The organism is Shewanella sp. FDAARGOS_354 (assembly GCF_002209245.2).
Lineage (GTDB): Bacteria > Pseudomonadota > Gammaproteobacteria > Enterobacterales > Shewanellaceae > Shewanella > Shewanella xiamenensis.
The window spans coordinates 4,258,358-4,271,273 of sequence record NZ_CP022089.2; the positions used below are offsets into that span (position 1 = coordinate 4,258,358).

The following is a 12,916-nucleotide window of genomic DNA, read 5'->3' on the forward strand; positions in this document are numbered from 1 at the left end:
TATGCCGGTTTATCAATACCGTGGACGCAGTGGACAAGGTCAGGCCGTAACAGGTCAGCTCGATGCTGCCTCAGAAAGTGCTGCTGCTGATATGTTGTTAGCGCGCGGCATTATTCCCTTGGAAGTTAAAGCGGCAAAGGTGACTAAGTCATTTTCACTGACACAGCTCTTTGGTAGTAAAGTCGGTTTAGATGAATTGCAAATTTTTACCCGGCAAATGTATTCCCTTACGCGCTCGGGGATCCCCATTCTGCGAGCCATTGCGGGATTATCCGAAACTGCGCATTCTCAACGGATGAAAGATGCACTGAATGATATTTCAGAGCAGTTAACTGCGGGGCGCCCGCTGTCGTCTGCGATGAATCAACATCCAGATGTGTTTGATTCTTTGTTTGTTTCTATGGTTCATGTGGGGGAAAACACCGGTAAGTTAGAGGATGCTTTTATTCAGCTCTCGGGCTATATCGAGCGTGAGCAGGAAACACGCCGCCGGATTAAGGCCGCGATGCGGTATCCCATATTTGTATTGATTGCCATTGCGTTGGCCATGGTGATTTTAAATATCATGGTGATCCCCAAATTTGCCGAAATGTTTGCCCGTTTCGGTGCCGACTTACCTTGGGCGACTAAGGTGTTGATTGGCACATCTAACTTATTTGTTCACTACTGGCCTTTGATGTTACTGCTACTACTCGGAACTATTATTGGGATCCGTTATTGGCATCATACGGAAAAAGGTGAAAAACAATGGGATCAGTGGAAATTACATATTCCCGCCGTGGGTTCGATTATTGAGCGCTCGACCCTCTCCCGTTATTGCCGCAGTTTTTCGATGATGTTAAGTGCGGGCGTGCCGATGACGCAGGCGCTCAGTTTGGTCGCCGATTCGGTAGATAATGCCTATATGCACGACAAAATTGTCGGGATGCGCCGTGGTATAGAGTCAGGCGAATCTATGCTGAGGGTGTCGAACCAGAGCAAATTGTTTACGCCACTGGTACTGCAAATGGTCGCCGTCGGTGAAGAAACCGGCCAAATTGACCAACTGTTAAATGATGCCGCCGATTTTTACGAAGGTGAGGTTGACTATGACCTTAAAAATCTTACCGCTAAGTTAGAGCCGATTTTAATCGGTATTGTGGCCGTTATTGTGTTGGTACTGGCGCTAGGTATTTACCTGCCGATGTGGGATATGCTCAATGTGGTTAAAGGCGGGAAGTAATGCCAAGTCGAGAGTTTAACTCAATTAGGATCAAATAGATGCAGAGCCAACAGAAGGCCGAAAGCGATCTATTACGTGTGTATGAGCGGCTCGTTAGCTTGACCTTGATGCTGATTATTCTCGCGGTGATTGGATTTAAATATTTTGCGACTATGCCACAACTTGCCGCCCGCAATGTGGAGTTAGAGCATACGCGTTTCTTAAATGTGTTGGCTATGGTGCGCTCCCAGTGGTTATCCCTTGGCAAACCACAACAAATGCGACTAGATTGGGAAGTGTTTAATGAGCAAAACACTCATAATGAGCAGCAAACGCTGGTGATTATGAGCGCGCAGGGATGGCCGCAACCGACCGAACTTAGTGACCAAGGTTGCCAAGCCTTATGGTGGCAACTCATGGGGCAGGAGGCGGCGGATAACTCCCTCATTGGTAGCTATTTTCGCAAGGATAATAGCTGCCGTTATCGCTCACAAAATGGGGATAGTATTGGCTATCAACTAAACTCTGGCAGGGTCATTTTTTTGACGAACTCCTAAAATATTTTTAAGTAACGGGCTTTTATAAACTGATTTAGCTGTTAGAATGGACTTTCATCAAGTAGGGGGAAACTAATGAAGACTAAACAAAATGGTTTTTCATTGATTGAACTGGTCATAGTGATCGTCATTTTGGGTCTGTTAGCGGCAACGGCAATCCCACGTTTTTTAAATGTCACCGATGATGCTGAAGATGCCAGTGTGGACGGTGTGGCGGGTGGTTTATCTACAGCCGTGAGTTTTGTGCGTTCACAATGGGAAGTCGATGGTCGCCAAAATAGCAGTGTGATCTTAGATGGTACTTCAGTATCTTTAGACCCACGTTTTGGTTATCCAACGGGTACCTCTGGTACCGATGCAACGGCGATGACGGATGCAAGCTGTCAACAGGTATTCAATACGGTATTGCAAAGTGCGCCGCGTAATGTGCTCTATTCGCAAGATGCGCGAAATCAACGTTATACAGTGCGCGTTATCGATGGTGCCGGCGGTAGCTCAAATTCGATTAGCGGAACAGCCGTAACGGGTCTCGATTTATGTGTTTATCACCAAGTGGCTTCTCTGGTGCTAAACCAAACCACAGGTGTACCGACGCCTGCGCCTGATTTATCGACTACGGGTGCAAAAGGGGTGGTTTATAACCCTGGTACGGGTAAAGTATTAAGTTTCACTCAAACACCATTTACGCCTTAATTAAATGTTTTAATTGGTTTATCTTTTAAGTAGTTTATTTTTAACTGACTAAGTTACTTGGTTCTCAAAGAAGGGTAGTTTTATATGAAAAGACAACAAGGTTTTACCTTAATCGAATTAGTCGTTGTGATCATTATCTTAGGTATTCTTGCTGTCACAGCGGCACCTAAGTTTATTAATTTGCAGTCAGATGCTCGTGCATCTGCAATTCAAGGGATGAAGGGGGCTATTCAAGGTGCAAATAGTCTAGTTTATTCAAAAGTAGCATTAGCAGGTAAAGAGAAAGAAGCAACTTATACATTAGATATTGCTGGTACATCAGCATCAGCCACCGACGACGTTGCTATTGTTTATGGTTATATGGATGCGACTAAAGCGGCTTTAGAAGCTGGAATGGACGTTAAATTTGATGCGGGTACTTCACCAACTGCAACTGGCTCAAATGATTGGGTTATTAATGTTTCTGGTAGCACTGCTACTATCTGGCAACGTGGCGCTCCTGCTGATGTAACTACAGCTGGTTCTGAAGCAAGCTGTAAGATTGTTTACACTGCAGCAGCTAGCGCAGGTGCTTTGCCAACGATTACTCTTACAGATAATGGCTGTTAATTTAAATTACGGAAAAAGGCCTGCCTAGCAGGCCTTTTTTTTAGGTCAGCAATTTATGGAAATGTTGGCTGTAATAAAATGAATTTGCTAATTATTTCTTTTGTTTAGGCGAAATATTTGCCTTACGAATCAAGTTGGCAGAAACTGAACCTAGAACCTAGAACCTAGAACCTAGAACCTAGAACCTAGCATCACGGCAAAGCGGACAATGCGTAGATTTTCCACCGGCAGACAGTTTGGGTTTACCTTAGTTGAACTTGTGACCACTATTATCCTGATTGGGATTCTATCGGTGACGGTATTGCCGCGTTTATTTAGTCAGTCCTCCTACAGTGCCTTTAGTCTGCGTAATGAGTTTATGGCCGAGCTGCGCCAGGTTCAGCAAAAAGCCTTAAATAATACCGATAGATGTTACCGCGTAGTCGTGTCGGCGACGGGTTATCAAGTCAGCCAGTTCGCCAGTCGCGATAGTTCTGGTTGTACGGGTACGCCATTGTCTCCCAACCCTTTATCCAGCCAAGCTTTTCAAGGTGGTGCGCAGTTAGTGCTTATCAGTAACAATGCCAAGAGCTTTTACCTTGATTTTGATATCAATGGCCGAGCATCGCTTGCGTGTAATGGGCCATGTATCAATGTGATCGCCAATGACACTGTGGCGATTAATATCTCCAGCGAGGGCTATATTTATGCGAATTAATCCTCCGCTGTTTTCAATCAGTACCTCAGTAAAAGTATCTTCAAAAGCTAAACCACAACAAGGGTTTACTTTAATCGAATTAGTGGTCGGCATGTTAGTCATTGCCATCGCTATCGTAATGCTCAGTAGCATGTTATTTCCGCAAGCGGACCGCGCCGCCAAGACCTTACATCGAGTCAAGAGTGCCGAGCTTGCCCACTCGGTGATGAATGAGATTTGGGGCAAAAGATACGACCAAAATACCAATGCCAATGGTGGTGTGCCAGCTTGCGGGAGTCCATTAGGCAGTAGTTGCTCGGCCGTATTAGGGCCAGAGGCGGGCGAAGGGCGTAACGATTTTAACGATGTGGATGATTATCACGGCTTAACTCAAAACGCCACTATGCTCAACTCCAGCCAAACTTATGCGCAGGCGTACCCGAACTATCAATTAAGTGTCTCTGTGGCCTATGGTTCTGCACCCAATACCAAGTTAGTGACCATTAATGTGACTACTCCAGATAACGAAGTGATCACTTACAATCTGGTGAGGAGCAATTACTAATGGACGCTTTATCTGCAAAGCGCATAGCGCGCTCCGAACGGGGTTTTACCTTAGTCGAAATGGTCACTGTGATCCTGATCTTAGGCATTCTGGTGGTGGGCGTGAGTAGCTTTATTATTTTCGGCACGCGGATTTTTGTGGAGTCGAGCTCGGTTGATCAAGTGCTAAGCCAGAGTCGTTTTGCGGTCGAGCGTATGACCCGTGAGCTGCGCAGCGCCGTGCCTAACAGTGTGCGGCTCAATGGTAATGGCTTAACCTATCAGTGCATTGAGTTTGTCCCCATTGAGGCGAGTACCACCTATTTAGCTATGCCGATTGTGCCGAGTGCCGCAGCCCTAACGGGGACTGTGATTTTAGATGATGTGACCAGCAAGATTGCGGCTAACCAGTATGTGTGGCTTTATCCCTTAACCGACCGTGATGTGTATGACAGCACTAAGCTAAAACGCGCACAAATTAACAGCATTAGTAGCGCCGCAAACCAAGTAACCTTAACCTTTACTGCCAATGCGAGATTTGCTGAGGCATCACCGCGGCAGCGGATCTATTTTGGTTCGAGTCCTGTGAGTTATTGTTTTGAAAAATCGTCATCCAGCAATGAGTTAACCTTAAAGCGTTATACTGGTTATGGGTTGAATATTAGCCAACCCACGCCTAGCAGCATGAGCACTGGGGTGTTAATGGCGCAGAATGTGGCCAATGTATTGAACGACAGTGCCGATTTACCGCTGATATTAACGCCATCGAGTCTAGTCAATAATGCTATGGTGCATTTACAACCGCGATTTAATGTCAACGGCGAGACATTTCAATATCGACATCAAGTGCAGGTGATTAATGTCCCCTAACTTATTTAGCCTATCGCGCTCAGCATATCGTCAGTGTTCGGCTCACCGCCAAGGTGGCAGCGCCTTAATCATCGGTATTTTTGTCATTACCGTGATGTTTTTATTGGCCGCGGCCTTAATCAATATAGTGGAAGATGCTGATACGGGATTAACTCAAGAAGTGTGGGGAACTCGCGCCTTAGCGGCGGCGAACAGCGGTGCCGATGCGGCGCTGGCGCAATTATTTCCATTAAACGCCCCCGCTAATGCGACGGCGACCTGTACCAGTGTTGCAAACGCTTGGATGCCGCCCAATGTGGTGGGGTTTCATGCCTGTAGCGTGAGTTTAAGTTGTACATCCTATGCGGTCGGCACAGTCACTCAGTTCCGCATTAATAGCAAAGCGATATGCGAGAGTGGCGATACCCGTGTAAGCCGTCAAGTAGAGGTAGAAGCCCGTGGCAATTAACTGGTTATATCGGATTGTGCTCACTGGCACGCTGTTAGGTGTGTCAGGCGCAACCTATGCGTTTGATTATGTTGATCAGAGTGCCATTTTCCCTAATGTTGCGCAGGGGCACCATGGGGATAACTCGAATGTGTGCCACCAGATCTCCTCTCCACAGCTTAAGATCAATAACAGCGGCATTATCAATGGCACGGGTGGCGGCAGACTGGATTATTGCTCAAGTAATGATGGCAGCGGGCTTTCAAACAGTAGTTGTGACGATGGTTTTGGTGGCGTTCGTAAATGCACTATCGATTACTCGGATATTCGCGGTTTAAATTTAACAGGGAATAATGCGTTTTTATCTAGTAATGGTAACGGTGGTGGAGTGGGTTCTTGTAATACTGGAGAACAACTCACCTTAGGGGCGAATGGGCAAAATCAGTTTAGTAGCATCGCACTTTACTCAGCTTGCTCTCTCACATTATCGGCGAGCCAAAATGAGTATCGATTTAACTCGATCGAACTTGGAAGTGGGGCAACACTCGTATTGCCCGAAGGGGATTACTGGATCCGAAACTTTACGTTAAATCAGAACGCTAAAGTGGTTTTGCAGGGGAATGTCAGAATATTTACTCTGCAATCATTTGGATTAAATGGTGCGAAGTTTAATGAGGCGAATACCGCATCAGCATTAATTATTGCCTATGGCGATGTCAGCTTAACTGGGACAACCTTGTTAAATGGGCGGGTTTATAGTGATAATAAAATTGCTGTAAATGATGACGCTATCATTAATGGTCGTGTGACGAGTCGTTATTTAGAAATCAATTCGAATGGCAAAATTAATGATGGTCAGCCACCGCTCCAGTGTTTTACCGATAATTTCTCCCAGAGTGCCTTAAGTAACGATTGGGTAGTATCTCGTAGTAGCGGTTCTTTTACTCCCGCCATTGTCAGCGGCCGTATGCGCTTAACCGAGGCAAAATCGAATCAATCCACAGCCTCGACCTATCAAAGATTATTCCCTGCTGCCAATAACTTAGTTGAGATCCAATTTGATCACTATGCCTATGGTGGCAATGGCGCCGACGGTATCGCGCTGGTGCTATCTGACGCTTCGATTACCCCCCAGCCCGGCGCCTTTGGTGGGCCTTTAGGTTATGGCTTTAAACCCGGTATCAATGGTTTTGCTGGTGGTTGGTTGGGTATCGGGATCGATGAATTTGGTAACTTCTCCGGCGAAGGCGGTAGTTACAATATTGGCCAGCGCCGTCAGTCAGTTGCAGTGCGTGGCTCTGGTGCTGGCACCTCGGGATACCGCTATTTGCGGGGCACCTGTAATAACGGTACCAGCAATACCAGTGGCAACTGTTTATCACCCACGGTAGATGGCAACAATGTCTCACCTGCGCACCGCTATAAAATCACTATCGACTCGCAGGTATCCGGTCAGTCGATGGTGAAAATTGAGCGTAATACGGGGTCGGGATTTGTCACCTTAATCCCTGCTTTTAATGCCATTGCACAAACAGGGCAAGCGGCGACGCCGAGTGATTTCTTGTTGTCGCTCACTGGGTCAACCGGGGGCTCGAATAACAATCATGAGATTGATAACGTTCAAATTTGTGCCTTGAGGTCAAATCCCGTTGGCGCACAAATCGATCATTTTGAGTTTGACCATACGGGTCAGGGGTTAACCTGTAATCCCGAAACTGTGACAATTCGAGCCTGTGCAAACGCCAGTTGTAGCCAGCTTTTTACTGACCCTTTGACGGCGACCTTGCTACCTGAATCCGCCTCCGAAGGCGTATGGATTGGTGGTAATCAAGTGAGCTTTAGTGGGGGGACTTCGCAATTACAATTACGGCGCAATACTGCTGGCATTGTGACTTTAGGTGTAAAAGGTTCGAGCCCGACAACCAAACCTTTAAGTAAAACCCTTTGCCGTATCGGAAATGGTGGCCTGAGTGAAAACAACTGTTCACTCACCTTTGCCGACAGTGGTTTTGTCTTCGATGTGCCTGATAAGCGTGCGAATCGCCCCGAGCAGGTAGTAGTCAAGGCTGTGAAAAAGTCTGATGTGACTCAGCAGTGTGTTCCAAGCTTCCAAAGTCAGACTAAGACGCTGAATTTCTGGAGCAGTTATCAGACCCCAAGTGCGCCTATCTCGCCGAAAGCCGTCACGATCAACAATACGGCAATTAGTAGCTCGAGCGCCTCGCCAACGGCGCTGAGTCTGTTATTTGATACGAACGGACAAGCAAATATTTCGGTGAATTATCCCGATGCGGGTAAATTACAGCTCGATGCGCAATATGTTGGTAGTGGTAATGAACAAGGTCTAGTCATGACAGGCTCCGATCAGTTTGTCAGTGTGCCGGCAGGATTATGTGTCAAAGCCGTGGATGCCAGTGCTAGCTGTCCAAGTGCGGATATGAGCTGTAATGCTTACCGTAAAGCGGGGCAGAATTTCGGTATGACAATACAAGCTATGGCTTGGGAAAAAGATGGCGATACGGATTTTTGTTCGGGCAACTTATCAACTCCTAACTTTAGCGACCAAGCCATGAAGCTTATCAGTAAAGTTGTGGCACCAAGTATCGCCAGTGGTGGCCATGATGGGGTGTTAGGCGTCACTTCCTATAGCCATACCGCGCAAACTAATAATCTCAACACCATCAGTAATCAAAGTATTAGCGAAGTTGGCGTATTTCAAATTACGGCGCAGGCGAGTCCTAATTATCTTGGCTCAGCCAGCAGTTTGAATATTCCGATTGGCTATTCAACCAATATTGGTCGCTTTGTGCCCGATAGATTTTTAGTGGGAGATGTTTCTGTCTTACCTGCCTGTGGCAGTTTTAGTTATATGGATCAACCTTTTCCTATGTCAATGAGCATCAAAGCCTTGAATATCGGCGGCGCGGTGACACAAAACTATTTCCCACCATTCTCCCTTGCGACCGCGAAATTGGTCGGAGAAAACAATAACAATGGTGTCGATTTACAGAGTCGCTTAAGTGCCTTGCCTGTAAAGGTTGATAGTTGGAGTCAGGGTGTGGCGATGGTCGATGGCGCTTATCGAGCAACCTTTAGTCGAATAACGCCAAATCTTGCTGCCAATCTGTATCAGGATGGCCCGTTCGAACTGCTTGATATTGGCGTGCAATTGCTGGACAACGACCCAAGACCAAATGGGGTATACAGCTATGTGGCTTTACCGGATATGGATGCAGCAACCACGGGTAATTGCACTAACTGTAATGCCAAGAAAATCTCCACACAGATCCTGCGCCACGGCAGGGTGGTGATGGACAATACCTATGGCCCAGAGACTGAAATCCTTAAAATGCCGACAAGAGCTGAGTATTGGAATGGCACTAGTTGGGTAATAAATGGAAATGATAGCTGCACCATTGCCACTTATGGTTTAGGTTCGCAGGTGGATAATGCAGGCCTTGGCTACAATTTTGACCCGGATTTAGCCACGGGGCAGAGTATTACTCGCACTGGCGCATCTTCAGCATTTCAAGCGGGGCAATTTGATTTGCTGTGGCGAGCTCTCACCTCTAGTGGCAACTTATATCGCGGTCAAGTGACCGCGCCTTTAGACGTACCGACTTGGTTAGAATGGTATTGGAACTGGAATGGGGTCTCTCCAACTAGCTTAGCCGAACCCCGTGCGAGTGCATTTTTTGGGCGTTACCGAGGTCATGACAGAATCATCTACTGGCGAGAAGTTAATTAGTGGGGTAGATCGATTTTGCTGAATTGGAATTAGTCCGTAGTGATTTATCGTTATGCGATGCGTTTTGTCGCATGAACTCAAAGCATCATGCTGAGGCTAAAATGCAAGATACAGGTTTTACGCATGTTGCCAGCTTGTATTAAATGGAGTTTTTGGTTGTTTGATTTTTGTTCAATAAGGCGCATTTATCGATTAAATAGTGTTTTTGAGTGGTCTATTTGAAAAAAAATCACTCCATTAGCGATTGTTAACCTCAACGGTCTTGTGGAATCAGGGTGGCATTGATAAAGTTAGCTGATTTTTCTTTTCTTCTGACTCCACAGAATACAGGCTAGTTACATGTTCAAGAAGCTGCGTGGCATTTTTTCTAATGATCTATCGATCGATTTGGGTACAGCTAACACCTTAATTTATGTTCGTGATGAAGGCATCGTCCTCAATGAGCCTTCAGTTGTTGCTATACGTGGCGAGCGTAACAGCTCTGGTCAGAAATCTGTAGCGGCTGTAGGTACAGAAGCTAAACAGATGTTAGGCCGTACTCCTGGCAATATTCAAGCAATCCGTCCAATGAAAGACGGTGTGATTGCAGACTTTTATGTGACAGAGAAAATGTTGCAGCACTTTATTAAGCAAGTGCATAACAACAGCTTTTTTCGCCCAAGCCCACGTGTTTTAGTCTGTGTTCCCGTTGGCGCAACGCAAGTTGAACGCCGTGCGATCCGCGAGTCAGCCATGGGCGCGGGTGCCCGTGAAGTTTATTTGATTGAAGAACCAATGGCCGCGGCTATCGGTGCAGGTTTACCTGTGTCTGAAGCCACTGGTTCAATGGTTGTTGATATCGGTGGTGGTACCACTGAAGTTGCCATTATCTCCTTGAATGGTGTGGTATATTCTTCTTCTGTGCGTATTGGCGGTGACAAGTTTGATGATGCCATCATCAATTATGTTCGCCGTAATTACGGTAGCTTAATTGGTGAAGCGACCGCTGAGCGTATCAAACACACTATCGGTACTGCTTATCCTGGTGATGAAGTATTAGAGATTGAAGTCCGTGGTCGTAATTTGGCCGAAGGTGTACCTCGTAGCTTTACGCTCAACAGCAACGAAATTTTAGAAGCGTTGCAAGAACCATTATCGGGCATTGTGAGTGCGGTTATGGTGGCACTAGAGCAATCACCACCAGAATTAGCTTCTGATATCTCTGAGCGCGGCATGGTGTTAACCGGTGGTGGCGCCTTATTGCGTGATTTAGACCGTTTATTGATGCAAGAAACGGGAATTCCAGTCATGGTGGCGGATGATCCATTGACCTGCGTAGCGCGCGGTGGTGGTAAAGCCCTTGAAATGATTGATATGCACGGCGGCGATCTGTTCTCCGAAGAAACCTAATCTAACTTCGGTATAGGGCGGCTAATCACCGCCTTAGCTTTCCTATGAAGCCAATTTTTGTTCGTGGTATTTCGAACCAGTTCCGTTTAACACTGGCAATTATCCTGTCGGTGATTTTGCTTGCGGCAAATCACCGCCTTGAGCCTGCCCGTGAATCCCTTTCATCCGCTTTAAGCCCTATTCAATACCTCGCGAGTGTCCCCAGTGCGATCCTCGATTGGTCTTCTGAGAGTTTTGCGACCCGCAATATGTTGGCATTGCAAAATAAAGAGCTGTTAAGGCAACAATTATTAATGAGTGAACGCTTACAGCGTTTCGAGCATTTACGTCAGGAAAACGAACGTTTACGCGCCTTGCTAGGTTCGCCTGCCTATCAGGATTCTCTCAAGATGGTTGCAGAGGTCATGGAGGTTGCCAGCGATCCTTCCCATCATTATGTGGTTTTAAACCGAGGTTCCCGCAGTGGCGTCTTTGTTGGCCAGCCTGTTGTGGATGCGCAAGGTGTGGTAGGGCAAGTTGTGCAGGTCAGTGAGATGACTAGCCGAGTGTTACTACTGTCTGATGTTTCCCATGGTTTACCCGTACGGATTACCCGTAATGATGTGCGCCTTGTCGCCAACGGGACGGGGGAACTTGATGAAATTGAGTTACGCCATGTTGCCAAGAGTACCGATATTCGTGTGGGCGACCTGCTGGTCACTTCTGGCTTAGGTAACCGCTTCCCTGAAGGGTATCCGGTTGCGCGGGTAGTGGAAGTCTTTACCGAAGATGGCCAAAGTTATGCGCGAGTCACGGCTCAGCCTCTGGCGGCACTCGACCGTATTCGTTATCTCCTGTTAATTTGGCCATCGCCAGATTCGGGGGTGACACTGCCTAATCAAGTGCCTGTACCGGCCGCAGATCATCCTGCACAAGACGTTAAGCCTGATACCAGTAATGGAACGCCAACGACTCAAGGCGGTACTCAGGGCACAAATGTCAATGTGGTACCCAGTAATCCCAATGCAGCATCCAGTAACGCGAATGGGGCATCTAACGCTGCTACTACCCAACCGCCAGCAGAGGTGCACTAATGAGTTTACAAGCTGCTAATGGACGCATCGCGGTTTGGCTAACCCTATTTGTTGGGCTCTTAAGCCAAATTATGCCACTGCCAGTAATTGTTGAGGCCTGGCGTCCTGATTGGTTACTGATGATTTTGATCTATTGGTCCATTGCGTTGCCCCACAGATATAACATTCTGACGGCTTGGGTTATGGGCTTAGCCCTTGATATTCTCTTGGGCGCGACTTTAGGTGTTCGCTCTTTGGCAATGTCGTTGGTGATTTATATTGCTATTTTACATTGTCAGCGTTTACGTAACTTCCCGAAATGGCAACAGTCGCTGGTCATAATGCTGTTAATTGCTATCTATCACCTCATTGTTTATTGGGTTGAGTTTGTGATGGATGGTGCAACATTCCACTCTGAACTGTTTTTGCCTGCACTATCGGGCCTCGTTTTTTGGCCTTGGATTTTTTGGATTTTACGTCGCATTCGACGTCATTATAAGGTTCGTTAGTTGTGAATTTAGTTTTAGCCTCGACATCGCCGCGCCGGAAAGAATTACTGACTCATATTGGATTCGGACGGGCCGATTTTACGTTTGCGCAAGTAGCTCCAGATATTGACGAAACTCCGAAGACAGGAGAGTTACCACGGGATTATGTTCAGCGCCTTGCGGCTGAAAAGGCCCAGGCTGGGCTTGCATTATGCTCAGGTATGTCACAGCCTGCTGTATTAGGTTCTGATACTATCGTGGTGCTTGAAAATGAAATATTAGGTAAGCCAGTTGATGAGGTCGATGCCAAGCGGGTACTGCGTGCGCTTTCTGGCAAGGTGCACACAGTAATGACTGCCGTCGCCTTAGCAAGTGTCAATCATACCGCAGTGCGTTTAGTTGAAACCTTAGTGCGTTTTTGTGTGCTTTCTGATGCAGATATCGATGTCTATGTTGCCTCACAAGAGCCCATGGATAAAGCGGGCAGTTATGGGATCCAAGGATTAGGTGGCTGTTTTGTCGAGTCAATTGATGGTAGTTACTCCTGTGTTGTCGGTTTGCCATTAGTCGAAACTCGCCAACTCTTATCTGAGGCGGGCATTATCTAGTCTGCGGTATTGGTTTTCAGGCTTAGAACATACTGAGATTAATTTAATTTCCCTA

At 46.8% G+C, this 12,916-nt stretch carries 13 protein-coding genes; all 13 read left to right on the plus strand.

Annotation, left to right across the window (positions count from 1 at the left end; genetic code table 11):
• Position 1 precedes the first annotated feature (1 nt).
• The 13 genes from CEQ32_RS19220 to CEQ32_RS19280 all read left to right on the plus strand — a co-directional run bounded on the left by CEQ32_RS19220 (position 2) and on the right by CEQ32_RS19280 (position 12,861).
• Positions 2-1,222, plus strand: coding sequence for a type II secretion system F family protein (locus CEQ32_RS19220; protein WP_088586615.1), 1,221 nt, complete (start codon positions 2-4; stop codon positions 1,220-1,222).
• Between the two features lie 38 nt (positions 1,223-1,260).
• Positions 1,261-1,758: an MSHA biogenesis protein MshF gene (locus CEQ32_RS19225; protein ID WP_088586616.1), complete on the plus strand. Its 498-nt coding sequence runs from the start codon at positions 1,261-1,263 to the stop codon at positions 1,756-1,758.
• 75 nt (positions 1,759-1,833) lie between these two features.
• Positions 1,834-2,451, plus strand: a complete 618-nt coding sequence (locus CEQ32_RS19230; protein WP_086902240.1) for a Tfp pilus assembly protein FimT/FimU — start codon at positions 1,834-1,836, stop codon at positions 2,449-2,451.
• 84 nt (positions 2,452-2,535) lie between these two features.
• On the plus strand, positions 2,536-3,060 hold the full coding sequence (locus tag CEQ32_RS19235; RefSeq protein ID WP_088586617.1) for a type II secretion system protein: 525 nt from the start codon (positions 2,536-2,538) through the stop codon (positions 3,058-3,060).
• Positions 3,061-3,268: 208 nt separating this feature from the next.
• A complete protein-coding gene (locus CEQ32_RS19240) occupies positions 3,269-3,757 on the plus strand; it encodes a prepilin-type N-terminal cleavage/methylation domain-containing protein (protein WP_088586618.1) in 489 nt (162 codons plus the stop codon).
• Complete coding sequence (locus tag CEQ32_RS19245) at positions 3,747-4,301, plus strand: prepilin-type N-terminal cleavage/methylation domain-containing protein (RefSeq protein WP_088586619.1); 555 nt, start codon at positions 3,747-3,749, stop codon at positions 4,299-4,301. The genes CEQ32_RS19240 and CEQ32_RS19245 overlap by 11 nt, the downstream gene beginning before the upstream one ends.
• Positions 4,301-5,149 carry a PilW family protein gene (locus CEQ32_RS19250; RefSeq protein ID WP_088586620.1) on the plus strand — a complete coding sequence of 283 codons (849 nt, stop codon included), beginning with the start codon at positions 4,301-4,303 and terminating at the stop codon, positions 5,147-5,149. The genes CEQ32_RS19245 and CEQ32_RS19250 overlap by 1 nt, the downstream gene beginning before the upstream one ends.
• Positions 5,139-5,597 carry an MSHA biogenesis protein MshP gene (locus CEQ32_RS19255; RefSeq protein WP_088586621.1) on the plus strand — a complete coding sequence of 153 codons (459 nt, stop codon included), beginning with the start codon at positions 5,139-5,141 and terminating at the stop codon, positions 5,595-5,597. The genes CEQ32_RS19250 and CEQ32_RS19255 overlap by 11 nt, the downstream gene beginning before the upstream one ends.
• On the plus strand, positions 5,587-9,324 hold the full coding sequence (locus CEQ32_RS19260) for a DUF6701 domain-containing protein (protein ID WP_088586622.1): 3,738 nt from the start codon (positions 5,587-5,589) through the stop codon (positions 9,322-9,324). Before CEQ32_RS19255 ends, CEQ32_RS19260 begins: the two co-directional genes overlap by 11 nt.
• Positions 9,325-9,663: 339 nt before the next feature.
• Complete coding sequence (locus tag CEQ32_RS19265) at positions 9,664-10,713, plus strand: rod shape-determining protein (RefSeq protein ID WP_007651015.1); 1,050 nt, start codon at positions 9,664-9,666, stop codon at positions 10,711-10,713.
• A gap of 44 nt (positions 10,714-10,757) precedes the next feature.
• On the plus strand, positions 10,758-11,786 hold the full coding sequence (gene mreC / locus CEQ32_RS19270) for a rod shape-determining protein MreC (protein WP_037422442.1): 1,029 nt from the start codon (positions 10,758-10,760) through the stop codon (positions 11,784-11,786).
• A complete protein-coding gene (gene mreD / locus CEQ32_RS19275) occupies positions 11,786-12,274 on the plus strand; it encodes a rod shape-determining protein MreD (protein ID WP_037422445.1) in 489 nt (162 codons plus the stop codon). The genes mreC and mreD overlap by 1 nt, the downstream gene beginning before the upstream one ends.
• 2 nt (positions 12,275-12,276) lie before the next feature.
• Positions 12,277-12,861 (plus strand): Maf family protein, encoded by a 585-nt coding sequence (locus CEQ32_RS19280; RefSeq protein WP_088586623.1) that lies wholly within the window; start codon positions 12,277-12,279, stop codon positions 12,859-12,861.
• The last annotated feature ends 55 nt before the right edge of the window (positions 12,862-12,916 follow it).

Excerpts from the sequence above, each read along its gene's own strand:
- CEQ32_RS19220 (WP_088586615.1), top strand. The coding sequence starts at position 2 with ATGCCGGTTTATCAATACCGTGGACGCAGTGGACAAGGTCAGGCCGTA.
- CEQ32_RS19225 (WP_088586616.1), top strand. The coding sequence starts at position 1,261 with ATGCAGAGCCAACAGAAGGCCGAAAGCGATCTATTACGTGTGTATGAG.
- CEQ32_RS19230 (WP_086902240.1), top strand. The coding sequence starts at position 1,834 with ATGAAGACTAAACAAAATGGTTTTTCATTGATTGAACTGGTCATAGTG.
- CEQ32_RS19235 (WP_088586617.1), top strand. The coding sequence starts at position 2,536 with ATGAAAAGACAACAAGGTTTTACCTTAATCGAATTAGTCGTTGTGATC.
- CEQ32_RS19240 (WP_088586618.1), top strand. The coding sequence starts at position 3,269 with ATGCGTAGATTTTCCACCGGCAGACAGTTTGGGTTTACCTTAGTTGAA.
- CEQ32_RS19245 (WP_088586619.1), top strand. The coding sequence starts at position 3,747 with ATGCGAATTAATCCTCCGCTGTTTTCAATCAGTACCTCAGTAAAAGTA.
- CEQ32_RS19250 (WP_088586620.1), top strand. The coding sequence starts at position 4,301 with ATGGACGCTTTATCTGCAAAGCGCATAGCGCGCTCCGAACGGGGTTTT.
- CEQ32_RS19255 (WP_088586621.1), top strand. The coding sequence starts at position 5,139 with ATGTCCCCTAACTTATTTAGCCTATCGCGCTCAGCATATCGTCAGTGT.
- CEQ32_RS19265 (WP_007651015.1), top strand. The coding sequence starts at position 9,664 with ATGTTCAAGAAGCTGCGTGGCATTTTTTCTAATGATCTATCGATCGAT.
- mreC (WP_037422442.1), top strand. The coding sequence starts at position 10,758 with ATGAAGCCAATTTTTGTTCGTGGTATTTCGAACCAGTTCCGTTTAACA.
- mreD (WP_037422445.1), top strand. The coding sequence starts at position 11,786 with ATGAGTTTACAAGCTGCTAATGGACGCATCGCGGTTTGGCTAACCCTA.